This is a genomic window from Geobacillus sp. FSL K6-0789 (genome assembly GCF_038593135.1).
Classification (GTDB): domain Bacteria; phylum Bacillota; class Bacilli; order Bacillales; family Anoxybacillaceae; genus Geobacillus; species Geobacillus stearothermophilus.
In genome coordinates, this window is the sequence record NZ_CP151966.1 from 1,356,254 (window position 1) to 1,381,259 (window position 25,006).

At 51.8% G+C, this 25,006-nt stretch carries 18 protein-coding genes, 2 rRNA genes and 1 pseudogene; 15 read left to right on the forward strand and 6 right to left on the reverse strand.

Annotated elements, in window-relative coordinates:
• The first annotated feature begins 24 nt into the window (after nucleotides 1-24).
• The 8 genes from NSQ51_RS06995 (at nucleotide 25) to NSQ51_RS07030 (ending at nucleotide 9,266) form a co-directional block, all read left to right on the forward strand.
• Nucleotides 25-2,952, forward strand: a 23S ribosomal RNA gene (locus tag NSQ51_RS06995).
• Between the two features lie 152 nt (nucleotides 2,953-3,104).
• Nucleotides 3,105-3,221: ribosomal RNA gene (rrf, locus tag NSQ51_RS07000) — 5S ribosomal RNA — on the forward strand.
• A 608-nt stretch (nucleotides 3,222-3,829) separates the two neighbouring features.
• Entirely contained in the window at nucleotides 3,830-4,813 is a 984-nt protein-coding gene (locus tag NSQ51_RS07005; protein WP_049625228.1) for a WYL domain-containing protein, read from the forward strand.
• Nucleotides 4,814-5,027: 214 nt separating this feature from the next.
• Nucleotides 5,028-5,864 carry a hypothetical protein gene (locus tag NSQ51_RS07010; RefSeq protein ID WP_049625229.1) on the forward strand — a complete coding sequence of 279 codons (837 nt, stop codon included), beginning with the start codon at nucleotides 5,028-5,030 and terminating at the stop codon, nucleotides 5,862-5,864.
• A gap of 220 nt (nucleotides 5,865-6,084) precedes the next feature.
• Complete coding sequence (locus NSQ51_RS07015) at nucleotides 6,085-6,411, forward strand: hypothetical protein (RefSeq protein ID WP_147438584.1); 327 nt, start codon at nucleotides 6,085-6,087, stop codon at nucleotides 6,409-6,411.
• A 25-nt stretch (nucleotides 6,412-6,436) separates the two neighbouring features.
• Nucleotides 6,437-6,628, forward strand: coding sequence for a hypothetical protein (locus tag NSQ51_RS07020; protein ID WP_259463341.1), 192 nt, complete (start codon nucleotides 6,437-6,439; stop codon nucleotides 6,626-6,628).
• A 292-nt stretch (nucleotides 6,629-6,920) separates the two neighbouring features.
• A complete protein-coding gene (locus tag NSQ51_RS07025) occupies nucleotides 6,921-8,426 on the forward strand; it encodes a malate:quinone oxidoreductase (protein WP_049625232.1) in 1,506 nt (501 codons plus the stop codon).
• Nucleotides 8,427-8,711: 285 nt separating this feature from the next.
• Nucleotides 8,712-9,266, forward strand: a complete 555-nt coding sequence (locus tag NSQ51_RS07030; RefSeq protein WP_033017384.1) for a YpiB family protein — start codon at nucleotides 8,712-8,714, stop codon at nucleotides 9,264-9,266.
• Between the two features lie 104 nt (nucleotides 9,267-9,370).
• Here the strand turns inward: NSQ51_RS07030 and NSQ51_RS07035 are convergent, their stop codons facing one another.
• From NSQ51_RS07035 to NSQ51_RS07050, 4 genes and pseudogenes are all read right to left on the reverse strand, one after another.
• A complete protein-coding gene (locus NSQ51_RS07035) occupies nucleotides 9,371-10,492 on the reverse strand; it encodes an FAD-binding oxidoreductase (RefSeq protein WP_049625233.1) in 1,122 nt (373 codons plus the stop codon).
• 106 nt (nucleotides 10,493-10,598) lie between these two features.
• Nucleotides 10,599-11,393, reverse strand: a complete 795-nt coding sequence (gene speD / locus NSQ51_RS07040; RefSeq protein ID WP_049625234.1) for an adenosylmethionine decarboxylase — start codon at nucleotides 11,391-11,393, stop codon at nucleotides 10,599-10,601.
• Between the two features lie 136 nt (nucleotides 11,394-11,529).
• Nucleotides 11,530-11,877, reverse strand: a pseudogene (locus NSQ51_RS07045) (MBL fold metallo-hydrolase); the annotation flags it as partial.
• 100 nt (nucleotides 11,878-11,977) lie between these two features.
• Nucleotides 11,978-12,205: an SDR family oxidoreductase gene (locus NSQ51_RS07050; RefSeq protein WP_196762633.1), complete on the reverse strand. Its 228-nt coding sequence runs from the start codon at nucleotides 12,203-12,205 to the stop codon at nucleotides 11,978-11,980.
• A gap of 115 nt (nucleotides 12,206-12,320) precedes the next feature.
• Between NSQ51_RS07050 and NSQ51_RS07055 the strand changes: the two genes are divergently transcribed.
• The 3 genes from NSQ51_RS07055 to NSQ51_RS07065 all read left to right on the forward strand — a co-directional run bounded on the left by NSQ51_RS07055 (nucleotide 12,321) and on the right by NSQ51_RS07065 (nucleotide 14,083).
• Complete coding sequence (locus NSQ51_RS07055) at nucleotides 12,321-12,638, forward strand: YbjQ family protein (protein ID WP_025951297.1); 318 nt, start codon at nucleotides 12,321-12,323, stop codon at nucleotides 12,636-12,638.
• A 190-nt stretch (nucleotides 12,639-12,828) separates the two neighbouring features.
• Nucleotides 12,829-13,137, forward strand: a complete 309-nt coding sequence (locus NSQ51_RS07060) for a metalloregulator ArsR/SmtB family transcription factor (RefSeq protein ID WP_025951296.1) — start codon at nucleotides 12,829-12,831, stop codon at nucleotides 13,135-13,137.
• A 16-nt stretch (nucleotides 13,138-13,153) separates the two neighbouring features.
• Nucleotides 13,154-14,083, forward strand: a complete 930-nt coding sequence (locus tag NSQ51_RS07065) for a cation diffusion facilitator family transporter (protein ID WP_033017394.1) — start codon at nucleotides 13,154-13,156, stop codon at nucleotides 14,081-14,083.
• Nucleotides 14,084-14,114: 31 nt separating this feature from the next.
• Here the strand turns inward: NSQ51_RS07065 and NSQ51_RS07070 are convergent, their stop codons facing one another.
• Complete coding sequence (locus tag NSQ51_RS07070; protein ID WP_049625584.1) at nucleotides 14,115-15,002, reverse strand: LysR substrate-binding domain-containing protein; 888 nt, start codon at nucleotides 15,000-15,002, stop codon at nucleotides 14,115-14,117.
• A gap of 242 nt (nucleotides 15,003-15,244) precedes the next feature.
• Here NSQ51_RS07070 and NSQ51_RS07075 point away from each other — a divergent pair, with 242 nt between their 5' ends.
• From NSQ51_RS07075 to NSQ51_RS07085, 3 genes are all read left to right on the forward strand, one after another.
• Nucleotides 15,245-17,068 (forward strand): assimilatory sulfite reductase (NADPH) flavoprotein subunit, encoded by a 1,824-nt coding sequence (locus tag NSQ51_RS07075; RefSeq protein ID WP_049625585.1) that lies wholly within the window; start codon nucleotides 15,245-15,247, stop codon nucleotides 17,066-17,068.
• A gap of 26 nt (nucleotides 17,069-17,094) precedes the next feature.
• Complete coding sequence (cysI, locus tag NSQ51_RS07080) at nucleotides 17,095-18,816, forward strand: assimilatory sulfite reductase (NADPH) hemoprotein subunit (protein WP_049625586.1); 1,722 nt, start codon at nucleotides 17,095-17,097, stop codon at nucleotides 18,814-18,816.
• A gap of 528 nt (nucleotides 18,817-19,344) precedes the next feature.
• Nucleotides 19,345-20,304, forward strand: a complete 960-nt coding sequence (locus tag NSQ51_RS07085) for a siderophore ABC transporter substrate-binding protein (RefSeq protein WP_049625587.1) — start codon at nucleotides 19,345-19,347, stop codon at nucleotides 20,302-20,304.
• A 38-nt stretch (nucleotides 20,305-20,342) separates the two neighbouring features.
• Here the strand turns inward: NSQ51_RS07085 and NSQ51_RS07090 are convergent, their stop codons facing one another.
• On the reverse strand, nucleotides 20,343-20,945 hold the full coding sequence (locus NSQ51_RS07090) for a hypothetical protein (protein WP_049625588.1): 603 nt from the start codon (nucleotides 20,943-20,945) through the stop codon (nucleotides 20,343-20,345).
• 171 nt (nucleotides 20,946-21,116) lie between these two features.
• Between NSQ51_RS07090 and NSQ51_RS07095 the strand changes: the two genes are divergently transcribed.
• A complete protein-coding gene (locus NSQ51_RS07095) occupies nucleotides 21,117-24,878 on the forward strand; it encodes an AAA domain-containing protein (protein WP_049625589.1) in 3,762 nt (1,253 codons plus the stop codon).
• Nucleotides 24,879-25,006 lie beyond the last annotated feature (128 nt).

A 25,006-nucleotide genomic window follows, 5' to 3' on the forward strand; every position in this document is an offset into this window, starting at 1 on the left:
AAGGAAGAAGCCGAGAGCGCTGTAGGTTAAGCTAGAAAGGGCGCACGGTGGATGCCTTGGCACTAGGAGCCGATGAAGGACGGGGCAAACGCCGAAACGCTCCGGGGAGCTGTAAGCAAGCGTTGATCCGGAGATGTCCGAATGGGGGAACCCACTGTCCGTAATGGGGCAGTATCCATGCCTGAATCCATAGGGCATGGAGGGCACACCCGGGGAACTGAAACATCTTAGTACCCGGAGGAGAAGAAAGCAAACGCGATTCCCTGAGTAGCGGCGAGCGAAACGGGAACAGCCCAAACCAAGAGGCGTGCCTCTTGGGGTTGTAGGACCGCTCATTGTGGGAGTGAGAAAGGAACGGGGTAGACGAACCGGTCTGGAACGGCCGGCCAGAGAAGGTGACAGCCCTGTAGTCGAAACTTCGTTCCCTCCCGAGCGGATCCTGAGTACGGCGGGACACGGGAAATCCCGTCGGAAGCAGGGAGGACCATCTCCCAAGGCTAAATACTCCCTAGTGACCGATAGTGCACCAGTACCGTGAGGGAAAGGTGAAAAGCACCCCGGAAGGGGAGTGAAAGAGAACCTGAAACCGTGTGCCTACAAGTAGTCAGAGCGCGTTCATGCGTGATGGCGTGCCTTTTGTAGAATGAACCGGCGAGTGACGATGGCGTGCGAGGTTAAGCCGAAGAGGCGGAGCCGCAGCGAAAGCGAGTCTGAACAGGGCGAAAAGTACGTCGTCGTCGACCCGAAACCAGGTGATCTACCCATGTCCAGGGTGAAGGCCGGGTAACACCGGCTGGAGGCCCGAACCCACGCACGTTGAAAAGTGCGGGGATGAGGTGTGGGTAGGGGTGAAATGCCAATCGAACTTGGAGATAGCTGGTTCTCCCCGAAATAGCTTTAGGGCTAGCCTCGGGATGGAGAGTGTTGGAGGTAGAGCACTGATTGGGCTAGGGGCCCTCATCGGGTTACCGAACCCAGTCAAACTCCGAATGCCAACGACTTATGCCCGGGAGTCAGACTGCGAGTGATAAGATCCGTGGTCGAGAGGGAAACAGCCCAGATCGCCAGCTAAGGCCCCAAAGTGCACGTTCAGTGGAAAAGGATGTGGAGTTGCAAAGACAACCAGGATGTTGGCTTAGAAGCAGCCACCATTTAAAGAGTGCGTAATAGCTCACTGGTCGAGTGACTCTGCGCCGAAAATGTACCGGGGCTAAACGTGCCGCCGAAGCTGCGGGATGACCGTTGGTCATCGGTAGGGGAGCGTTCTAAGGGCGTTGAAGCCAGACCGGAAGGACTGGTGGAGCGCTTAGAAGTGAGAATGCCGGTATGAGTAGCGAAAACAGAGGTGAGAATCCTCTGCGCCGAAAGCCTAAGGGTTCCTGAGGAAGGTTCGTCCGCTCAGGGTTAGTCGGGACCTAAGCCGAGGCCGAAAGGCGTAGGTGATGGACAACAGGTTGAGATTCCTGTACCACCTCCTTCCCGTTTGAGCGATGGGGGGACGCAGGAGGATAGGGCGAGCAGGCGGCTGGAAGAGCCTGTCCAAGCCGCAAGGCTGATCCGTAGGCAAATCCGCGGATTGTAAGGCCAAGCGGTGATGGCGACGGAGTCATCCGGAAGTCCCCGATTTCACACTGCCAAGAAAAGCCTCTAGCGAGGGAAGAGGTGCCCGTACCGCAAACCGACACAGGTAGGCGAGGAGAGAATCCTAAGGCGCGCGGGAGAACTCTCGTTAAGGAACTCGGCAAAATGACCCCGTAACTTCGGGAGAAGGGGTGCTCGTTTGGGTGAAGAGCCCGAACGAGCCGCAGTGAAAAGGCCCAAGCGACTGTTTATCAAAAACACAGGTCTCTGCGAAGCCGAAAGGCGACGTATAGGGGCTGACACCTGCCCGGTGCTGGAAGGTTAAGGGGAGCGCTTAGCGGAAGCGAAGGTGCGAACCGAAGCCCCAGTAAACGGCGGCCGTAACTATAACGGTCCTAAGGTAGCGAAATTCCTTGTCGGGTAAGTTCCGACCCGCACGAAAGGTGTAACGACTTGGGCGCTGTCTCAACGAGAGACCCGGTGAAATTATACTACCTGTGAAGATGCAGGTTACCCGCGACAGGACGGAAAGACCCCGTGGAGCTTTACTGCAGCCTGATATGGAATTTTGGTATCGCTTGTACAGGATAGGTGGGAGCCTGGGAAGCCGGAGCGCCAGCTTCGGTGGAGGCGGCGGTGGGATACCACCCTGGCGATATTGAAATTCTAACCCGCACCCCTTAGCGGGGTGGGAGACAGTGTCAGGCGGGCAGTTTGACTGGGGCGGTCGCCTCCCAAAAGGTAACGGAGGCGCCCAAAGGTTCCCTCAGAATGGTTGGAAATCATTCGGAGAGTGCAAAGGCACAAGGGAGCTTGACTGCGAGACGGACAGGTCGAGCAGGGACGAAAGTCGGGCTTAGTGATCCGGTGGTTCCGCATGGAAGGGCCATCGCTCAACGGATAAAAGCTACCCCGGGGATAACAGGCTGATCTCCCCCAAGAGTCCACATCGACGGGGAGGTTTGGCACCTCGATGTCGGCTCATCGCATCCTGGGGCTGTAGTCGGTCCCAAGGGTTGGGCTGTTCGCCCATTAAAGCGGTACGCGAGCTGGGTTCAGAACGTCGTGAGACAGTTCGGTCCCTATCCGTCGCGGGCGCAGGAAATTTGAGAGGAGCTGTCCTTAGTACGAGAGGACCGGGATGGACGCACCGCTGGTGTACCAGTTGTCCCGCCAGGGGCACCGCTGGGTAGCTATGTGCGGACGGGATAAGCGCTGAAAGCATCTAAGCGTGAAGCCCCCCTCAAGATGAGATTTCCCACCGCGTCAGGCGGGTAAGATCCCTCGAAGATGACGAGGTCGATAGGTCCGAGGTGGAAGCGTGGCGACACGTGGAGCTGACGGATACTAATCGATCGAGGGCTTAACCTAGAAAAGCGGCGGCGAGCCGGAGCTAGACAATGAAAAGTGAAAGCGTCCCGGCTTCTTCCCGAAACGGTTATCTAGTTTTGAAGGAATGGCTTTCCTTCTTGACAACATTTATTTTTTAAGTATAATAAATGATGTCGAAACTGAATCGCTTGCCTAGTGGTGATAGCGGAGGGGAAACACCCGTTCCCATCCCGAACACGGAAGTTAAGCCCTCCAGCGCCGATGGTAGTTGGGGCCAGCGCCCCTGCAAGAGTAGGTCGCTGCTAGGCAAAGAACAAGCAGCCAGTTGTGCGTAATGCATAATTGGCTGCTTTTGTTTTTGTTGACCAAGTTTCTGGAAGCCTCCCGTTCTTAATAAGGTGGATGGATCACGATCCGCTTTTTTCAGAACTCCTATTTGCCCTTGGAAATGTTCACTCGTTCAATCTTTCTTTTTCGCCCTTCTCCTTGCGCATCATGCTGAATGACAATGTTAGTAGTGGAATATCTGTGAACTACCCACCACCTACGCTTCGCTTAGAGGTGGGGGCTTCAAGCGACTTGTGTGTGTTCGCTGAACGGTAAGCCACACACAAGAACCCTTTACGCTTCCCTTCGTTCCGAAGGTGTCCGTTCTAGCCATATTCTATCATATTCGTTGGCTAACGCCAACCGAAATTCATCTCCCACTTTCACTGGTGCTGGCGCACCTTCACGTTTAGAAGTAGGAGACTTCTTTCGAAGGGAAGTTAAAGAGAATGCAAAATTTTTTTGAAGTACATATAATGTCCAAGTGGAGATGGTAATATATTGTTGGGGATTCATAATGGGACCATTTTAGGAGTATTATAGTAATTTGGGCTGATCGGCGTTTCGACAGTACAATGGGGGGATGAGCGTGGATGATCAGCACCCAAAGTCATTGCGGGTTCTATCCATTTATGAGAGGCTTCGCAAAGGGGAGGCGATTTCAAAAAAGAGGGAGGCGGAACGGTTTAGCGTCAACGAAAAAACCATTCAGCGTGATCTCGATGAGTTGCGTGCGTACATTGCCGAGATGTTCCAAGGTTTAATGGAATTGGAGTATGATCGGAAGAAAAATGGTTATGTGCTGAAGAAGGACGAAGAAGGATGGTTGACAAACAAAGAAATTTTGGTTGTCTCTAAAATACTGCTGGAAAGTCGTTCGCTGCCAAAGGAAGAGATGGATCGAATATTGAAAAAACTCATTTTTCAATCCCATCCGCAAAATCAACGGTTTATTCAGGAAGTGATCCAAAATGAACGTTTTCACTATGTTCCTTTGCAGCATAACCAACCGCTTATTGAAATCATTTGGGAGTTAAGCAGCGCTGTACATACGAAACGCATTGTTTTAATCAACTACAAAAAGGAAGGGAGCGATGCCCCCGTTGCCCGGAAAGTCAAACCGGTAGGCATTATTTTTTCCGACTATTACTTTTACTTGATTGCCTTTCCGGAAGATTATGATTTTGACTTTCCAACGATTTATCGCATTGACCGTATTGTCCGCTATACGATAACTGACGAACATTTTCACTATGATTACAAAAATCGTTTTGAAGAGGGGGAGTTTCGAAAACGGGTGCAATTTATGCATGCTGGGGAATTGATAAAAATCACCTTCCGCTTTTGGGGTTCGTCTTTGCAGGCGATTTTGGACCGTCTTCCTACCGCGAAAGTTATAGGGAAAGATGGAGATGCTTTTGTCATTGAGGCTGAAGTATACGGGCGCGGTATCAAAATGTGGCTGCTAAGCCAGGCGCAATATTTGGAGGTGATCAAGCCAAAAGAGTTTCGCGAAGAGATGAAAAGAACGATTGAAGAGATGCTGGGGAATTATCGGCAAGAATACGTTTGACGAATTCATGCTAGGGGATGAGCCGCTAGTCTTGCAGGTGAAACGATGTAGGCAAATGATTTTTCTATAATAATGTAAACGCCTTGTTGACTTTCATACAGACAGCGACAACACGTTGCCTATGAGCTTTTTTCGTGTGCTAAGAGGATTAGAACTAGAACCACCGATAAATCTCGAACAAAGATCAGTTATTGGGAAGGGGAAAAGATAAAGTATGAAAAAACGCTTATCATTCTTTTTGGCACTAGCATTGTTGTTCTCCACGGCGGCAGGCTGTTCATCGGAATCATCGTCCCCATCTTCCGGTGACAAAAAAGAAAGCCAAAAGCAAGAAACGAAGGCACCGCTATCGAAGGAAGAGTTTGCAAAAATGATTTCCGATCCGGATCAATACAAAGGCTCGAAAGTAGACTTCTATGCGAAAATTTTTGTTGAACCGGAAAGGAGCGATGACGGCGTTTACATTCAGGCGTTCGCCGATCCAAAAAATAGTGAACAGAACGTGATTGTGGTGGCGGATCCGAAAACGGATGTGAAAAATGAGGATATTATTCATGTTGTTGGAACAGTGAGAGAATCATTTGAAGGAGAAAATGCATTAGGTGGAACCGTGACTGCTCCTGTCATTGATGCAGAAAAAGTAGAAAAAACGGACTATATAAAAGCGTTTTCAAAGCCTTTGAAAACAATTGAGGTGAACAAAGAAATTAATCAGCATGGCTACATTGTTAAATTAAGCAAAGTTGAGGTTGCCGAGGATGAAACAAGGGCGTATGTGACGATTTCCAATCAAAGCAACGCTAAAATTAACTTCTGGGAGCATAATGCAAAGCTGTTAGTAGGGAATACACAGCATGAAAAAGCGGATAACTTTGAAGCAGGCTATCCAGAAATTCCTTCGGATATTTTGCCGAAAGCAACAGTTGATGCGATTATTCCTTTTCCTGCAATTGACCAGAATGAAAAGACGATTAAACTTTATTTTGAGGGAAGTTCAGAAAACTATGACATTACTATCGAACCGTTTCAATTTGAAGTTAATTTGAACTAAAATGCACTTTTGGAACGTGTTAGTGTAATAAAAATAAAGAGGAAAAGGGGGAGCGGCGCTGCACATTGCGCCGCTCCTTGCGTCTTGTTTACAGGTTTTGCCTGTCTTTCGTCACGGTTGTTCATTATGATGGCGGTTTCTCACGGCTGCAGGGATGGGAAGTAGGCTCTGCCGACGGAACAGACGATTTTTCAGCTTCATTTATATAAAGCCGGAAAATGTGCTGATTTTAGGTCCTTCGAAAATGTTTATCAGTTCGTTCCAAGGGCTGCTTCCGGATTTGAATTTAGAGGGCATTCAACAAATGACGTTTCAACAGCTGGCCTTGATGATTTTGCCTTTCTTGCCGAAGGGCCAGCTTGGTCGGTCGCATCACTGGTATTTTGAAAGCGTTTTGTTTGATGATGATGAACTAGAGCGAAAACGAATTGAGTTCAAAGGTTCGTTGTCTTTTATGCGGCTGCTTGACTGGTTTGTCGAAGGAATAAAGGAACGATACGAATCGCAGATGCAGCCGGTCATGGTGTTCGATGAGTATTTGCCATAGCAAAGGAATGGAATTTGATGCGGTGATGCTGGTCAACGTGAATGGAGAACATTTTCCTAATGACGATTTGCATGCCCGTCTCCTTTATGTTCTAGTCACCCGCGCCCAGCATGAGTTGAAAATATTTCGCTATTGGAAGGGCTCGTTCAGCCAACAGCCAAATCCGCTTCCAAGTTTGATGACATCTTATGAGAAGGCGGTGCATGCCCATCCCTAAAGTTCAAAATTTCTTCATTTTTTCTCCACAGATGATGGCGAAATATTCAACTATTTTGTAAAATTAAATATGTAGGTGAGCGTAGGTTTCCACTATTGATATCATAATTGTAGAGCAAAACAATTTATTATATAAGTATATTTTTTGCAGTGCAAATAAAAGTGATATACTATAACTGAAATGTGTTATAATAATTCTCGTCATCTCCCCCAAGCGGCGAGGGGGAGTGCTGAAATCGTTTCGAGCGGTCGCTCACCGTTTTTACAAATATGAGAGGATAGGGATGGTAAACATGGGCAACAAACAAGGAAAAACGGATGTCATTTTAATCGGCGCTGGCATTATGAGCGCGACGTTGGGGGCGCTCTTGAAGGAATTGGCGCCAGAGTGGGACATTGCCGTGTTTGAGCGGCTGGAGGAAGCGGGAGCGGAAAGCTCCAACGAGTGGAACAACGCCGGGACGGGGCATGCGGCGCTGTGTGAGTTGAACTATACGGTTGAGAAGGCCGATGGGTCGATTGACATCGGCAAAGCAATTAAAATCAATGAGCAGTTTTACGTCTCTTTGCAGTTTTGGGCTTATTTAGTCAACAGCGGTATTCTTCGTGACCCGAAAGATTTCGTCCGTCCGCTGCCGCATATGAGCTTTGTGCAAGGGGAAGACAATGTGGCGTTTTTGAAAAAGCGCCACGAAACGATGGCGGCCAATCCACTGTTTAAAGGGATGGAATTTTCCGATGATCCGAAAAAGTTGGCCGAATGGGTGCCGCTCATGATGGAAGGGCGGGTGGTGGACGAGCCGATCGCGGCGACCCGCATCGAATCGGGAACGGACGTGAACTTCGGGGCGTTGACGCGTCAACTGTTTGAACATTTGAAACGGAAAAATGTCAACATTTACTACCGCCATCATGTCGAGGATATCCAACGGACAAGCGATGGCTTATGGGAGTTGAAGGTGCGGAATTTGGACACGGGCGCGGTGGAGCGCCATGCGGCCAAGTTCGTTTTCATCGGCGCCGGGGGAGGCAGCCTCCATTTGTTGCAAAAATCCGGCATTCCCGAAGGAAAGGGGATTGGCGGCTTCCCGGTGAGCGGGTTGTTTATAGTGTGCAACAATCCGGAGGTTGTGGAAAAGCACCACGCGAAAGTGTACGGCAAAGCGAAAGTCGGCGCGCCGCCAATGTCGGTGCCGCATTTGGACACGCGGTTCATCGACAATCAAAAGATGTTGTTGTTTGGGCCGTTTGCGGGTTTTTCGCCGAAATTTTTGAAAAACGGATCGATGCTCGACCTGTTCACTTCAATCAAGCCGCATAACGTCTTGACGATCTTGGCGGCGGGCGTGAAAAATATGGCCTTGACCAACTATTTGATCCAGCAAGTGCTGTTGTCGAAAGAACAGCGCATGCAAGAGCTGCGTGAATTCGTGCCGACGGCGAAAAGCGACGAGTGGGACATCGTCGTGGCGGGTCAGCGCGTGCAAGTGATCAAAGACACGGAATCTGGCGGCAAAGGAACGCTGCAATTCGGCACGGAAGTCGTCCATGCGGCTGATGGTTCGATCGCGGCGTTGCTCGGCGCTTCGCCGGGGGCATCGACGGCGGTTCATGTGATGTTGGAAGTCATCGAGAAATGTTTCCCAGAGCAGATGAAACAATGGCGACCGAAAGTGAAAGAAATGATTCCGTCCTACGGTGAATCGTTGATGAAAAACGAAGCGCTGTTGCGGCAAGTGCAAGCGTCTACAGCGGAAGCGCTCGGGTTGAACGGCCACTTTGCGATACAGTTGGCGTAGGCTTATAGGTTTGAGCAATGGAAAGGAAAGCCGAGAGCCCGTTGCTTGGAAGGAGCAGCTGCCTGGAAATGAAGGGCGGCTGTTTTTCTATTTCGTTTGCCGCTTGATGTCGGAATGAAAGGGGCCTTGCCCTGCGGTTTTCAGATGCACGGTGGGGCGCAATCAAGTATACTGGAAAACAAAGACGTGAATGGAATAGCAATGGATCATCAAGGCTTGTTGAGACGATCTTGCGCTGCGGCCGCTGTTATCTTCCATGGAGAAGCAGTTGAAGGGGGTGAGGCTATGACGAGATGGGTGTCCTATTCAGAAAAGCGGCAGTTCTTAACAACGTTTTTGCACAATCATCGCTTAAAGCATCCGGATGCCCGATTTGTGCTTAAGTATTTGCTTCAGCACCCCCATTTGCTTGAGAACGTCCAGTTTACGGAAACCGAGCAAAAGCAGGCGCGGTGGCTGATCATTTCGACTGCGATGGCGGAAGAGGAAGGGCTCGTCTTTTATCGGCGCGGTCAAAAAAGCACGAGTCTTGCCTCGATTATGGGCGATTTGGCGCTGCATCCGAACGAGCCGCTCTATTTGACGCTCCATTTTCCAGGAAAGGCAAGGAATTTTTCGTACCTTCGGCTTATTGATCACCAAGCGTTTGAAAATGTCAGACGGCACGAGCGGCATGAGAAAATGGCGAAGGCGGCCGAGCAAGTGTTGGATGAGGCGCTGAAACGTCATGAACTATCGGTGTTGAAAATGCAAATTGACCAGGCGCTTGACCGAAAAGATATGGCGTTGTTTCAACAGCTGACGGAACAGTTGAAAAAATACGAAGGACAAAACAGCTAAACGGGCTGCGGGCCTGCATGGGGCAAGCCCGCAGCCGGCGCTGGCCGCTGAACGCGGCAGTTGGGCATCGGGTGGGAGTGCTAGTGTTGCACCGTGCGGCAGCGTCAGGAAAGCGGGATGATGGCCTCGGCGACGTTGTAGTCGAACGAATCAAGTTCGGTCGGGCGGCCGAGTACAAGCTTGGCAAGTTCTGCGCCTAAATATGGCCCGACGGTGAGCCCGGAAGAGCCAAGGCCGTTGGCTGCGTAAAGGCCGGTAAAACCGGGAAGCGACCCGAAGACAGGGAGAAATCCAGGCGTGCGCGGGCGAAACCCGACCCGTGTTTCCACGTAGGTGCACGCCGACAGCCCTGGCGCGACGGCGAGTGCTTTGTCCAGTATTTCGTGGATGCCGCCGGCGGTGGCGCGGACATCCATCCCCGCTTCATCTTCATGGGTCGTTCCGATGATGATTCGCCCTCTAGGGAAGGCGAGCATATACTGATTGTTCGGGGGCATGACGACCGGCCATCGGTCGGTCTCGCCTGCCAACCATTCGAGATGAACGATTTGTCCTTTTTGCGGAGTGACGGCAAACCGAACGCCCAGCGGCTCAAGCAGTTCGCCAGCCCATGCGCCGGCTGTGACGATGACCGCTTCGGCCGTGTATTTCGCTCCATTGACTTCCACGCCGATGACGCGGGAGCCTTCAAACAGGATCTGGGCGTTTCCGCGGATGTAGGCGGCGCCAAGCTTTTGGGCCGCGTTTGTGAGGGCGTCCCGCACCGCTCGGCCGTTCACTCGGGCGGCGCCGCTCACATATAGGGTATGATGCTCACCGCCAAGCGGCGGAAACAGCTCCTTCGCCTCATGGGGATGAAGCCGCACGATCTCTCCCATTTCCGGCGCGTCTTCGCGCCGTTTGCGAGCGCGCTCCTCCATTTGTTCCAGTTTCTGTTCGTCTGTATGCAGGCAAAGCGCCCCGACGCGCGCATAACCGGTGTCCGTTTCCCCGAGCGCTTGCAGTTCTTCGATGAGGGAGGGGTAAAACTTCGCTCCGTTTTTGGCCAATCGGTACCATTTTTGGTTGCGGCGCTGCGACAGCCAAGGGCAGACAATCCCCGCCGCCGCACCGGTCGCCTGCCCTTTGTCGCCGCGGTCGATGATGATCACGTTTGCGCCTTCCTTGGCCAAATGGTAAGCGGTCGAGGCCCCTAAAATGCCGGCTCCGACGATGATGTACTTCATTCATGAACACCTTTTCCTTTTTTCTACTAGTATACCATAGACGGCGCCAATCGGGAACCGGTGTGGGCCGGCCCGAAAGCCGGCAGGCGTCAAAAAGGCGCCCGCGTCAAACGGTGTTCGGCATATTTTTTCCGTAAAAGATCTCATCCATTTCCCTTCTCAGCTTGGCGGTTGTTTCATTCGCTTCTTGTTCGCTCAAATCCTCTTTTGCATAGCCAAACAAGTAGTTGTCCAAATCAAACTGTTTCAACTTGCATTTTGTGTGAAAAATATTCTCTTGGTAAATGTTTACGTCGATCATATCGTACTTTTCGCGAATGTGCTCCGGGATATAATCTTGAATCGACGTAATGTCATGGTCGATAAACAGCTTGTATCCGTGAATGTCGCGCGTAAATCCGCGCACGCGGTAGTCGATGATCATAATGTCGGCGTCAAATGAATGAATCAAATAGTCGAGCGCTTTGAGCGGCGAAATTGCCCCGCATGTGACGACATCAATATCGGCGCGGAACGTGCTGATTCCGTCATTCGGGTGATATTCTGGGTATGTATGGACGGTGATATGGCTTTTGTCAAGGGAAAGCACCACCGCCTCCGGCAAAGGGCCGTCATCTTCGGGCACCTCGACAACCGGCCCCTCGGAAACGAGCATCGTCACGCTCGCGCCCTGCGGAACGTAATCTTGCTTGGCGATGTTTAACACATGGGCGCCGATCATGTCGGCGACACGTTTTAAAAGATTCGTCAGCCGTTCGGCATTGTACACGTCGTCAATGTATTCGATATACGCCTCTCTCTCCTTCGCCGTTTTCGTATAGCAAATATCGTACATATTGAAGCTGAGCGATTTCGTCAAGTTGTTGAACCCGTGCAGCTTGACGCGCGGTGTTTCGTTCATCGACGGGACCCATCCTTTCGTTTTTTCTTAATTTGTCCCGTTGCTGGCGAAGATAGTAATTTTTCATTTGAAATGGAAGAAAACGGAATATGGGCTTGCCCTAATGGTCTATGGCCATTTCCGGGAAGCGTCCGCTTCAGCTTGCCCGTTTCGCTTGATATTCTTGAATGACCGACCGAACAATGTGAAGGGAGTCCCACTCCTTCGCCGAAAAAAAGACGATCGGATATTTTTTCGGGAAAAGCGTTTCTTGAATTTGTTTCGGCGGCATGCCTTTTTCGTATAAATCGATGATGTTGCCTTGAAGTTCAAGCAAGTAATCGAGTTTTCGCTGCAAGGCCTCGCGCCCGTTTGGGAGATAGCCGGCATGGGCGCAGAAGACGTCGCCGAAATCGTATGTCAACGTGCGTTGCAAGGAGGCGATGATCGCCGGGATGTTTTCCTCGCGCAAGATGACTTTCGTTTTCTCTTGACAGTACAAGTCGCACGGGGAACGAAACGTGTTGGGGCGGCTTTTTCTTTTCGATTTCGTCTTCAAAAGGTGCCTCTCTCCCCTAACCGGAAAAGCGGAAGGGGGCGGCGCGTCAATACGCCGTCCATCCGGCATCGGCGACGATCACAGCGCCGTTTAGAAAACTGGCGTCATCGGAAGCTAAAAACAGGGCGATGTTGGCGATTTCCTCTGGTCTCCTGCGCGAGGTTTGAGGGCGGCGTCTGCCATGGCTATTTCGAATGGAGTTGACGCCGTAATCGTGGCGCTGAATGTTTGTTCGTACTGACTCCCAGGTGCCCCAGGTGCGATGGCGTTGCAACCTTCAAGCGTTAGCTAAGAGGGGGAAGTGGACCGGCGACGTCATAGAGGCAATGTAGTATAATGGAATGGGGTGCTTCCACCTATTATGATGAGCCACGAGGGGGGACATAGCTGTGATTGTCACGACCACCAATACCATTGAGGGAAAAGAAATTGAAGAGTATTTGGGCATCGTAGCGGGAGAGGTCATTTTGGGCGCCAATGTCGTCCGTGATTTTCTCGCCAGCATCACCGACATCATCGGCGGGCGGAGTGGAACGTATGAAAGCAAGCTGGCCGAAGGTCGGGAGATGGCGATCAAGGAGATGGTCAATAAGGCGAAGCATCTTGGCGCTAACGCCGTCATCGGGGTGGATCTTGATTTTGAAACGCTGCGCGATGGCATGATGATGTGCATTGCGACAGGGACGGCGGTGCGGGTGAGATCGTAATGGAAAAGCAGAGGGTCTATCGGCCCCTGCTTTTTTTGCTTTGCTGGCTGCCGTTGTGGGGTGTCAGTGCATCGGCTGTTGATGCTGATGGGGTTTTGCGGCTTGAAATTGGATTGACAGAGGAAAAAAAGAGGGTTATGATTCACATATATGAACAAATGCTCATATGTTAAAGTGAGAGGGAACAATGATGAAGGCAGAAGATCATTTGTTTTTAGATGAAAGCGTCGTGGAGGAAGTGTCGAAAATCTTTAAAGCGTTGGCGGATCCGACGCGGATGAAGATGTTGTATTTGTTGTCGCAGGAAGAATGCCATGTCGGCCATATTGCGGAAGTGCTCGGCATGTCGCAGTCGGCCGTTTCCCATCAACTGGCGCTGCTTCGGGCGCTACGGCTTGTCAAATATCGCCGTGAAGGGAAATCACTGGTGTATTCGTGCGATGACGATCATGTCATTTCGCTGCTGAGGCAGGCGATTGATCACGCTCAACATCCATAAAAGGGAGAGAAGAACGATGCATCATCATGAACACGGCCATTGCGGCCACCATCACGGGCATCATCATGGCTTGGGCAGAGAGGGGAGCCAAAAAGGGCTGGCGGCCGCTCTTGTCATTACCGTCGGGATTATGGTTCTGGAGTTTGTCGGCGGGCTTGTGACGAACAGCCTTGCTCTTCTTTCGGATTCGGGGCATATGCTGAGTGATGCCATTTCACTTCTATTAAGCCTGGCGGCGGTTTGGCTGGCGGCGAGGCCTGCGTCGCCGAAGAGGACATATGGATTTTACCGGTTCGAGATTTTAGCGGCGCTCGTAAACGGGGTTGCGTTGGTGGGGATTGCCGCTTGGATTATTTGGGAAGCGGTCGCGAGGTTTGTGAATCCACCTGCTGTCGCGAGCGGGCCGATGATGGCCATTGCTGTCATAGGGTTGCTGGCTAATTTGGCAAGCGCTTGGGTGTTAATGCGCAAAGGGGATGTCAAAGAGAACGTCAATGTCCGCAGCGCCTATCTTCATGTACTTGGCGATGCGTTAGGCTCGGTCGGGGCGATGGCGGCAGGGCTTGTCATCTGGCTGTTCGATTGGTACGCGGCCGATCCGCTCATTTCCATCGCGGTGGCGGTTTTGATTCTAAAAGGAGCATTTGCCGTAGTCAAGCAGACAGTGCATATTTTAATGGAAGGAACGCCGGCGGCGATTGACCATGCGGAAGTGAAGGCGGCGCTCTCGGGCATTGATGGGGTGATCGATGTCCACGATTTGCATATTTGGACGATCACCTCGGGGCTTGATTCGTTAAGCTGCCATTTGCTCATTGAGGAAGGATGCGATGGGCAGGCGGTTTTGCAGCGGGCGATTGATTTGATCGAGACGCGCTTTCACATTCGCCATGCGACGATTCAAATCGAAATGCCGCATATTCGCCATGGGGAGATGGAAGTATAGGGGAGGGCTGCCAAGCTTCTCCCCGTGTTTTTTAGGATCTCCAATTGTGTTGCAACGTTTCAAGGAAGATACGTACATTTTGCTTGTTTTCCATAATCGGTGCACAAATATAGGAAAACATTCGGTAAAACGGTGGATGGTTCAAGTGAACGATGGACAGATGGCCGTGCTCGATGTCGCGGGCGACGACGCTGCGCGACAGCAAGGACAGGGCGTTGCCGTTGATCAGCGTTTCTTTAATGCCTTGGTTGCTGCTGATGATCATGAGCGATTGGATTTTCAGCCCGTTCGAGCGGATGAAATGGTTGAAATATTCCCTTGTTCCCGACCCGACTTCGCGCGCCACCCACGCCTCGTTTTGCAGCTCGCCGATCGTGACTTCGCCTTTTTGCGCTAGCTCGTGCCGCTTGGAGGCGACGATGACGAGCTCGTCTTGCATAAACGGGTGGACGGACAATTCTTTTTCGTTCGTTTGCCCTTCGATCAAGCCGATGTCGACTTGATACGATTTGACGAGTTCGACAATTTCTTTCGTGTTGCCGATCATCACCTCAAGCTCCAATTCTGGATAGCGCTTTTGGAAATCGGGCAAAAGCGGGGGCAAAATATACTCTCCAATCGTAAAGCTGGCGCCGATGGTCAATTTGCCTTTCACTGAGTGATGGTGCTCCAAAATGTCTTGCTTCGTTTGTTCATAGAGCGCCATCATTTGTTTGGCGCGATCGTACAAAAGTTCACCTGTCGGCGTCATGCGCAGCCGCTTCGGGGAGCGGATGAACAGTTTCGTCTGGAACTCCTTCTCTAAATTTTTAATGTGCAAGCTGACACTTGGCTGGGATAAATGGAGAATTTCCGCCGTCTTTGTGAAATTTTTCACTTCTGCTAACGTAATGAACGTCTTCAACTCGTCGTAATACATTGGCCAACCCCTCGCATGCAGCCTGACTGTTTTGTTGCGGATCATTATTAGTGATGTTAATAGTTTTGATAATTTATATTTATTTTACTAATGTTTTGTTTTGCGGTAAAGTGTAAATATGATATTTTGGATAAAGTATACTTTGTTTATATGGATTAATGGAATTTGGCGTCCGCCCATGATGGCGGGTTAAGCAACGCCAATCGATTCCATCTTATTTTTATATTGTGAGGTGGACACTGTTGCAGCTGCAAGTAACCAACAGTCCGTTTAGCCAGGAGCAGATTGAGCTCTTGAACCGTTTGTTGCCGACGTTGACGCCAGCGCAAAAATTTTGGCTGAGCGGGTATTTGGCCGCCGCCGAGTCGGCCGCTGCTGTGCTTGACGCCGAAGCGCCCGCACTGCTTGTCGGGGGTGGGAAACCGGTTTCGAAAGAAGTGACCGTTCTGTACGGTTCGCAGACCGGCAATGCGCAAAAACTGGCCGAAAAAGCAGGCAAGGCGCTTAAGGAGCGCGGATTCGAGGCGAAAGTGTCGTCCATGCTTGACTTTAAGCCGAATGAATTGAAGAAAGTCGAGACGCTGCTCATCGTCGTGAGCACGCATGGGGAAGGCGATCCGCCAGACAACGCGGTGGCGTTTTACGAGTTTCTCCACAGCAAACGGGCGCCGAAGCTGAATCATTTACGCTTTTCCGTCTTGGCGCTTGGCGATACGTCGTATGAACATTTTTGCCAGACGGGGAAAGATTTTGACAAGCGGCTCGAGGAGCTCGGGGGAGAGCGGTTTTATCCGCGCGTCGACTGTGACGTCGACTACGAGGAAGCGGCAGCGAAATGGCTTGACGGCGTGCTTGCCGAGCTGAGCAAGGGGATCAATGCCGAGGCCGCACCAGTGTTGTCGGCCGCTGCGGCCGTGCCGAAAGCCGAACCGGCGGTCGTCTATTCGCGGAAAAATCCGTTCCCGGCTGAGGTGCTGGAAAACATCAACTTAAACGGCCGCGGATCGAACAAAGAAACGCGCCATCTCGAATTGTCTCTTGAAGGATCGGGGTTGAAGTATGAGCCGGGCGATGCGCTTGGCATCTTCCCGAAAAACGATCCGGAGCTTGTTGATCTCATCATTCAAGAAATGAAATGGAACCCGGAAGAAACGGTGACGATCGACAAAGACGGGGAAGTGCGGTCGCTCAAAGAAGCGCTCACGTCCCATTTTGAAATCACTGTGTTGACCAAAGCGCTGTTGCAAAAGCTTGCGCCGCTGTCGAAAAACAGCGAGCTTCAAGCGCTCGTTGCCCCAGGCAATGAGGCGAAGCTGAAAGAATACGCCAAAGGCCGCGACTTATTGGATGCGTTCCGCGACTTCGGCCCATGGGATGCGGCGCCGCAACAAGTCATCTCGATTTTGCGCAAAATGCCGCCGCGCCTGTACTCGATCGCGAGCAGCTTAGCGGCCTATCCAGATGAAGTGCACTTGACGATCGGCGCGGTCCGTTATGAGTCGCACGGCCGCCTGCGCAAAGGGGTGTGCTCGACGTTCTGCGCCGAACGCGTCCAAATCGGCGATACGTTGCCGGTCTTTGTGCAGCCGAACCCGAATTTTAAACTGCCAAAAGACCCATCGACGCCGATCATTATGATCGGTCCAGGCACTGGGGTTGCGCCGTTCCGCGCTTTTATGCAAGAGCGCGAGGCGACAGGAGCCAACGGAAAATCGTGGCTCTTTTTCGGGGACCAACATTTTATGACCGACTTCCTGTATCAAACGGAATGGCTCGCTTGGCTGAAAAGCGGTGTGCTGACCAAAATGGATGTCGCCTTCTCTCGCGATACGGAGAAGAAAGTGTATGTGCAGCACCGGATGCTCGAGCGAAGCAAAGAACTGTTCGGCTGGCTCGAGGATGGCGCCGTCGTCTACGTATGCGGCGACAAACAACACATGGCGCGCGACGTCCATCAGACGTTGATCGAGATTATCGAAAAAGAAGGCGGAATGAGCCGCGAACAGGCGGAAGCGTATGTCACCGAGATGCAAAAGCAAAAACGATACCAACGCGACGTCTATTAATCTCAAAAGAAGGAGTGGGATCGAAAATGGCGAAAGTCGTGTTAAAAGCGCCGGACGGACCGCTAAGCGATGTGGAGCGCATCAAGCAGGAAAGCCGTTACTTGCGCGGCACGCTCGCGGAAACGATAGAAGACCCGCTCAGCGCAGGAATTCCAGAGGATGACAACCGGTTGATGAAATTCCACGGCAGCTATTTGCAAGACGACCGCGACGTGCGCACCGAGCGGCAAAAACAAAAACTGGAGCCTGCATACCAGTTCATGGTTCGCGTCCGCACGCCGGGCGGGGTGGCGACGCCGGAACAGTGGCTTGTCATGGATGAGCTCGCCCGCAAGTATGCGAACGGCACGTTGAAGCTGACGACGCGCCAAGCGTTCCAATTGCACGGCGTCTTAAAATGGAACATGAAAAAAACGATGCAAGCCATTCACAATGCGCTGATGACGACGCTTGCGGCGTGTGGCGACGTCAACCGAAACGTCATGTGCAACCCGAATCCGTACCAGTCGGAAGTGCATGCAGAAGTATATGAGTGGGCAAAGCTGATCAGCGACCATTTGTTGCCGCGGACGCGGGCGTACTACGAAATTTGGCTGGACGACGAGAAAGTGGCGGGGACGCCGGCGGTTGACGGCGAAGAAGAGCCGATTTACGGACCGACGTATTTGCCGCGGAAGTTTAAAATCGGCATCGCCGTTCCGCCGTCGAACGACGTCGATGTGTTCTCGCAAGACATCGGGTTCATCGCCATTGTCGAAGACGGCAAGCTCGCCGGGTTTAATGTCGCCATCGGTGGCGGCATGGGGATGACCCATGGGGACAAAACGACGTATCCGCAGCTTGCCAAGGTGATCGGCTTCTGCCGGCCGGATCAAGTGGTCGAGGTGGCGGAGAAAATTATGACCGTTCAGCGCGACTACGGCAACCGCTCATCGCGCAAACACGCCCGCTTTAAATACACGATCGCCCGCCTTGGCCTTGAAACGGTGAAAGAAGAAATTGAGCGCCGCCTTGGCTGGAAGCTCGGCGAAGCGCGCCCGTACCATTTCGAGCATAGCGGCGACCGCTATGGCTGGGTCGAAGGCGTCAATGGGACATGGCACTTCACACTCTTTGTCGAAGGCGGACGCGTCAAAGACTACGACGATTACAAGCTGATGACCGGCCTGCGCGAAATCGCGAAAGTCCATACGGGCGATTTCCGGCTGACGCCAAACCAAAACTTGATCATCGCCAATGTCACGAGCGAGAAAAAGCCGGAAATCGAGGCACTCATCGCCGAATACGGCTTGACCGACGGCCGCCGGTACACCGCCTTGCGCCGCAACGCGCTCGCCTGTGTCGCGCTGCCGACATGCGGCTTGGCGATGGCGGAAGCGGAGCGCTACTTGCCGAAGCTGCTTGATAAAATCGAGGAAATTATCGCCGAAAACGGTTTGCGCGATGAAGAAATCACGATCCGCATGACGGGCTGTCCGAACGGCTGCGCCCGCCACGTGCTCGCAGAAATCGCCTTCGTCGGCAAAGCGGTCGGAAAATACAACATGTACCTCGGCGCTGCGTTCAACGGCACGCGCCTTGGCAAACTGTACCGCGAAAACATCGGCGAAGAAGAAATTTTGCGCGAACTGCGCGTTCTCCTATCCCGCTATGCGAAAGAGCGGCTCGACGGTGAACATTTCGGCGACTTCGTCATCCGCGCCGGCATCGTCAAAGAAGTGACGGATGGGACGAATTTCCATGATTAAAGTGGTCAGGGTGAAATGGAAACCAGCCTCTCCTTGTTTAGGGGAGGTTGGTTTTTTGTTGCTTTCATGCAATGGCTTTGGTGTTTTGTTCATTGTAGCCGCATTCAATCAATATGAGGTTGTAATAAAGGATTTCCGATCTCCATGTCCTATCTTTATCACTTGAAAAGCTGGAACGGTGACAAAAAGAGCGAACAATGCTATGTAAAAAATTGCAACTTATATAATTCACGAAATATTTCAACTATATTATAGTAGTGTTATGAACTTGTATTTTTCAGATCATGAAAGTGCGCTGCTGTTTAGGCAGGGCGCTTTTTTTAGCGTCAAGCCATTGGTGAAGGTGATTGTCGGCGAGCAAACGGTTTGCTTACAAAAAAACGATGAAAAATATTGACAATGTTCCAATTAAGTAAAAAATGGTTGAGCCGGCTTTCATGTTGACATCGGCAAGAAAGGGCGCCCCTTGTTGAGTGAATACGAAAGCCGTCAACATATAATTTGAATTTCCAAAGGGGGGTATAGCCAATGAAACAGCGTTGGCTGATGGTAGTGGTTGCTTTGCTTCTTGTCGTACTGGCTGCTTGCGGCAATAAGGAGACTGCAAGCAACGGAGCGAGTGGGAAGAATGACGAGAAGAAAACGGAACAGGCCGAGGAAATGACGATCAAGCACCAGCTTGGAGAGGCGAAAGTCAAGAAAAATCCAGAGAAAGTGGTTGTCTTTGATTTTGGAGTGCTGGACACCCTTGATAAACTAGGGGTGAAGGTGACAGCTTTGCCGCAGATGAACGTGCCGAAATACTTGGAGAAATATAAAAGCAGCGACTACCAAAACGTCGGCAGCTTGAAGGAGCCGGATTTTGAAAAATTGAGCGAAATCAAGCCGGATGTCATTTTTATTTCCGGTCGTCAAGCACATTTGTATGACAAGTTGAAAGAGATTGGCCCAACCGTGTATATAGGGATTGACACTCAACATTATTGGGATTCATTTACAAACAATATGAAGCTGATCGGGCAAATGTTTGGCAAAGAAAAAGAAGTAGATGAGGAACTGGCCAATATTGAAAAACAAATCGAAGAAGTGAAGACAAAGGCTGCAGACAAAAAAGCGCTGATCATTTTGACGACCGGTGGGAAAGTGAGTGCGTACAGCAAAGGTTCGCGCTTTGGGCTCATCCATGATGTGCTCGGCGTGCCAGCCGCAGACCCGAATTTGAAAGTGACGAATCCTCATGGACAAAGCGTATCATTTGAGTACATTGCCGAGAAAAACCCGGATTACTTGTTTGTCATTGACCGCGACGCCGTTGTAGAAGGAAAGCCGACAGCGAAGCAAACGATTGAAAATGCACTTGTGAAAAAGACGAAAGCATATCAAAACGGCCACATTGTCTACTTGGATCCAAATTATTGGTATCTCTCAGGCGGCGGATTGACGTCGGTGTCGGAAATGATCAAACAGGTGGAAGAAGGATTGAAATAAAAGGACAGGCGGGCTTAGGCGGCCCGCCTGCTTTATCGTCATAAAATGACATTCTTAATTTTGTAGATTTCCCGTTCGTGTTCGATGACTTTGTTCGAGAGGAAGGTGATGTCAAGTTTGATGTTGTTCAGCTGTTCATTGAATGATTGGGCATGGGAATCGACTTTTTTCTCTAAGGAGTCGAGTCTTTGGTGGATGGAAGAAACTTCACCGTGAAGTTTGTGCACGTCCATCGCGAGGGCGTCGAGTGCGGCGTCGGTTTCATCCTGGCGGTGAAGCAGGGCAGACATCAAGTCATACAGCTCTTTTTGGCCGGCTTTGATATGGGCTTGTTCTTCTTCTAACCGCTTTTGGCCTTCAAGGAGAGCTTGCTGGATCCGCCGGAATTCTTCTTGTTCTTTCCGCATTTCCTGCTGTTCTCTACGGATCTCCTGCTGTTCTTTCCGCATTTCCTGTTGTTCTCTTCGGATCTCCTGCTGTTCTTTCCGCATTTCCTGTTGTTCTCTTCGGATCTCCTGCTGTTCTTTTCGCATTTCTTGTTGTTCTGCTTCCAGCCGTTTGTGGCTTTCGACGAGGAGGTGCAGCGTGTTCTCGATATGACCAAGGCGGTTGAACAACTGCAAGAGGATCTCTTCGCTCATGGTTGGCCCCTCTTTCATTCTAATTTCTTTCATTATAGCACATATGTTCTTGTCGGACAAGCACGAATGGTGTATATAGGAAAGCGTACAAACATATGATACAATGAATAAACAAACTGACAAGCCCCAGTGCGGATGTCGGCTAGTATGTTTTTAGAAAGGGATCGATGTATGCTTTACGTTTCTCCTGCCAAAATCGCAAGCTATTTTTATCACGAGTGCGAGCGGAATTTTTATTTTCAGTCGTTGGCGAAAGAACGGCGAAGCGAGCTCGATGTGCCGGAAGAGCTGTTTGAGCGGCCCGCGGTTCATGAGAGCGTGCTGCGCCGAGGGGTTGAGTGGGAAGAGGAAGTGATTACGACCTATTTGGCCGGCCAAGTGCAGATGGGGAAGCGAGAGCCTGGCGCACCGATTTCCCACTGCTATTTGGATGGAGAGGAGACGATCCGCGAGCTGAAGCGGCCGAGCAAGCGCTATTTATACCAGCCGACATTGATCGCGCCGCCGCGCTTTTACGAGCGGTACGGACTGGACACAACGATGATCCGGTTTGCGGCGTGTCGCCCGGATTTGATTGAGTGTATTCCGGGGCAAAACGGCTTTGTGTTCCGCATCATCGACATCAAATCATCAGATGTGTTAAAGATTTCCCACCGCGTGCAAACGGCGCTGTACGCGTTGATGTTGTCCTCGGTGTTAGAGGAGCACGGTGTTAAGGGCAGCGTCGATTTGCGCGAAGCCGGGATATGGACGTACAAAACCGAGCAGCCGCAGCTGACAGATATCGGACAGCTGCTTCCGTTTCTTGAGCAGTTTTTGGCTAGCGAATTGACGGCGCTGGCTGGGAAGCAACTTGATGAGCTGTTTTGGCATTTGGATTATCGCTGTGAATGGTGCCTGTTCTATGATTACTGTTTCGACAAAGCGCGGAAACAGTCGCATATTTCCCTCGTTCCGTACTTATCGAGTCATGCGTCCCGCTTTATCCGCATGCGGCAGCTTCCGGAGACGATCGATGAGTTTCGCCAACTTCTTGAGCGTCAAGAAACGAGACACGTCCTAAAACAAAACGCTGGATTGGCGCGTCAACTTCGGCGGCTTGAAGCGCAGCTTGAGGCGATTGCGGAGGAAAAGGTCGTTCCGTATGACCAGGCGGTGACGCATATGCCGATATGGGAAGACATCCGTCTGATTCTCACCGCGCAACGCGATCCGTTGACGGGGAAGATTGCGGCGGCATCGTTGTACCGTGTTGGTGGAACAGACGTGTTTGGAACGGGATCGGAAATGCATCATGTTATCGCCGGTTCGTTTGAGGAATGCGACGAGGTTGGCCGAAAGCTGGCCGATGCGCTGGACCGCCTGCTTCAGACGGTGCACGATTACAACCGGGAGCGAGAGTGGCGGTCGCAAAAATCGGTGCAGGTGTATGTCATCGACAACTATGAATGGGACAATGTGCAGCAGCTACTTCAAGCGCTTTTGTTCGATCCAGACTATAACGAAAAAGCTGTTCGGCTGCTGTCGTATTTTCATAGCAGCTCACTAGCAAGTGCCAGCGACCACCCAAGCGAAATGGTTCCGCTTCCTGTCGTTGTGCTGACAACGGCTGTGAGCCAGCTGTTCGCCTTGCCGGCGCATGTCGCGTACCGTCTTGAAGACTTGTCGCGATATATTGCGACCTACCATGATTCGCCGTTTCTGTACTCGGCGAGTGAGCGTTTTTCATTTCGTTTGACAAACGCCATGAAACTGGATGTGCTGCACGACGCCTGGCAAACGGGGGACGAGGAAAAACGAAAAGCGGTCGAGAAGGAGCTGAGCCGCCGCCTTTGGGCCGCTCACAGCATCATTCAAGGAATCCGTGCGTGGGCCGAGAGCGTCCATCCTTCGCCGCTTATGGTCTGGCCGGAAAAATTTGCGTTTCCTCATTCGGCTGATTACCGTGATCCGCTTGTGTCCAAGCTGGCGTTTATGGCGCGCTATGAGGCGCTATTAAACTACTTGGATATTCGCCAAAAGCGCCTGCTTCCGCTTTCGGAGCGGCTTGAGAACGGAGTGACGCTTCATGTCACGTACCTTGGCGGCGATCGGTTCCGATTGAACAACCGCCAGGCGCTTGAAGCGATCGACCAGAAGGCGAGCTGGCTTTTGACGGAGTGCAATGAGGAAGGGGAAAAGGCGCAACAGACGTTTCCTGATCATAAGTACGCCAGTGAATGGAAGACGCCTCAACGGGTCAATTTGTACTTTACCCGCATTCGCGCCATCGAAGATAATGGCAAGACAGCTGAACTCGAGCTCAAGTTGCCCAAATGGCTCGACCGGTTCCCGCTTGTGGAAGGAGGGGAGTATTGGCTGTCGCTTCGGCATGCGGATTTTACCACCCCGCGCGTCTTGCAGGCGTTGCAACAGTTGGATAAGGACAATCATCGCATCTTGGACTTGATTCGCGATCCGATTCGCTATCGGAAAACGTTTCGTCCCAACTGGGATGCAGAGGAAGTCAAGGCGCTTCTCCGCCAAAGCAGGCTGACGAAAAGCCAGCGTCAGGCGTTTCTCCACTTTCTCCGTCATACGTTGACGCTCGTCTGGGGGCCGCCTGGCACCGGGAAAACGCATTTTATTGCCGTCGCTCTTCGGCTGCTTATGCCGATTTACGAAAAGCAGGGGCGCAGGCTTGCCATTCTTGTTTCGGGTTTCACCCATGCGGCGATCGAAAACGTTCTGCGCAAAATTCAGGAGCTTGCGCCGCGGCGCAGCGTCCATATCGCGAAACTTGGTGAGATTCAGACGGAAAACGCCAAAGGAATCGCCGAGGTGGCGGACCGTGACCTTCCCCGATGGCTGGGCAACGGCGGGCATCGGGTGCTTGGCGCCACGCTGTACGGCATTCAAAGAGCGTATGAAAAAGGCTGTCTAGAAGAGTTTGACGTCGTCATTCTGGATGAGGCGTCGCAAATCCGCGTGGCCGATTCACTGTTGGCGCTGCGCCATGTCAAAAAAGCAGGCAGGCTGCTTATCGTCGGCGACCATTTCCAGTTGCCGCCAATCATTCAAGGGACGTATGCGGCCGCGGAAGGGGAACCGCACCTGTTCGACTCGATTTTCCGCCTGCTGTTTGACGCGGATGTGGAGAAGCGGTATACCCGCCAACTGACGGACAATTTCCGCATGAACGAGGCGCTTTGCCGCTACCCGGCCGAGCGGATTTACAGCTCCCAGTATACCGCGTTCACCCGCCAGATTGCCGAACAAACGTTGGCGCTCGCCGATGCCCCAACTGCCGATGAATGGGTGGAAGCAGCGATCGACCCTGACTATCCGCTTGTCGTCTGCACGTATGACGGCGTGTACGGTGCCCAAGAAAACGAGGCGGAAGCGCGCTGGGTGGCGAGCATCGCGAAGGTGTTGCGGGAACGGCTTCTCGACAGCGAGGAAAAACGGTACGATGACTCATCAGAAGGCGACCAAGCGTTTTGGCGCCGCGGGCTGTTTATCATCTCGCCGCATCGGGCGCAAATCCGCGCCATTCGCCGTGCCCTTGAACACCAAGGACTGCGTCCGCCGTTTTTCGTCGATACGGTTGATAAAATGCAAGGACAAGAAGCGGATACGGCGATCATCAGCTACGGCGTCGCCGATCCGGAACTGGCTGTGATGGAAGGGGAGTTCATCTACAGTTTGAACCGCCTCAACGTGTCGCTCACGCGGGCGCGGAAAAAGGCGATCCTCTTCCTCTCGCGCCAACTCATGTCGCCGCCGCTTCAGGTGATCGGCAACGAGGAATACCGTGAAGGAGTCAACTTTATGGTTGGGCTTGAGCAGTACGCTTTACGTCATGGGGAAGCGAAAACGTTTATGGTCGACGGTGTTGCGCTGCAAATGTACCGAGTCAGTCGTCCGAAGATGGAAAACATGGACACTCTATGAAGCTGCTGAGTTTGACAGGAAAAAAGGATGAATCAAGGCGCTGTTCAACTTGAGAAATTCTTTGATGCATCCGAGAATCCCCCATTTTCTTACTCAAAAACCGCATAAGCAGTCACCATCCGCCATGC

Bases quoted from the DNA above. Each gene is read 5' to 3' on its own strand.
- NSQ51_RS07090 (WP_049625588.1), bottom strand. From the start codon at position 20,945: ATGAGCGAAGAGATCCTCTTGCAGTTGTTCAACCGCCTTGGTCATATC.
- NSQ51_RS07035 (WP_049625233.1), bottom strand. From the start codon at position 10,492: ATGAAGTACATCATCGTCGGAGCCGGCATTTTAGGGGCCTCGACCGCT.
- NSQ51_RS07030 (WP_033017384.1), top strand. From the start codon at position 8,712: ATGACGAGATGGGTGTCCTATTCAGAAAAGCGGCAGTTCTTAACAACG.
- NSQ51_RS07010 (WP_049625229.1), top strand. From the start codon at position 5,028: ATGAAAAAACGCTTATCATTCTTTTTGGCACTAGCATTGTTGTTCTCC.
- NSQ51_RS07070 (WP_049625584.1), bottom strand. From the start codon at position 15,002: ATGTATTACGACGAGTTGAAGACGTTCATTACGTTAGCAGAAGTGAAA.
- cysI (WP_049625586.1), top strand. From the start codon at position 17,095: ATGGCGAAAGTCGTGTTAAAAGCGCCGGACGGACCGCTAAGCGATGTG.
- NSQ51_RS07065 (WP_033017394.1), top strand. From the start codon at position 13,154: ATGCATCATCATGAACACGGCCATTGCGGCCACCATCACGGGCATCAT.
- NSQ51_RS07025 (WP_049625232.1), top strand. From the start codon at position 6,921: ATGGGCAACAAACAAGGAAAAACGGATGTCATTTTAATCGGCGCTGGC.
- speD (WP_049625234.1), bottom strand. From the start codon at position 11,393: ATGAACGAAACACCGCGCGTCAAGCTGCACGGGTTCAACAACTTGACG.
- NSQ51_RS07095 (WP_049625589.1), top strand. From the start codon at position 21,117: ATGCTTTACGTTTCTCCTGCCAAAATCGCAAGCTATTTTTATCACGAG.
- NSQ51_RS07085 (WP_049625587.1), top strand. From the start codon at position 19,345: ATGAAACAGCGTTGGCTGATGGTAGTGGTTGCTTTGCTTCTTGTCGTA.
- NSQ51_RS07020 (WP_259463341.1), top strand. From the start codon at position 6,437: ATGCTGGTCAACGTGAATGGAGAACATTTTCCTAATGACGATTTGCAT.
- NSQ51_RS07060 (WP_025951296.1), top strand. From the start codon at position 12,829: ATGAAGGCAGAAGATCATTTGTTTTTAGATGAAAGCGTCGTGGAGGAA.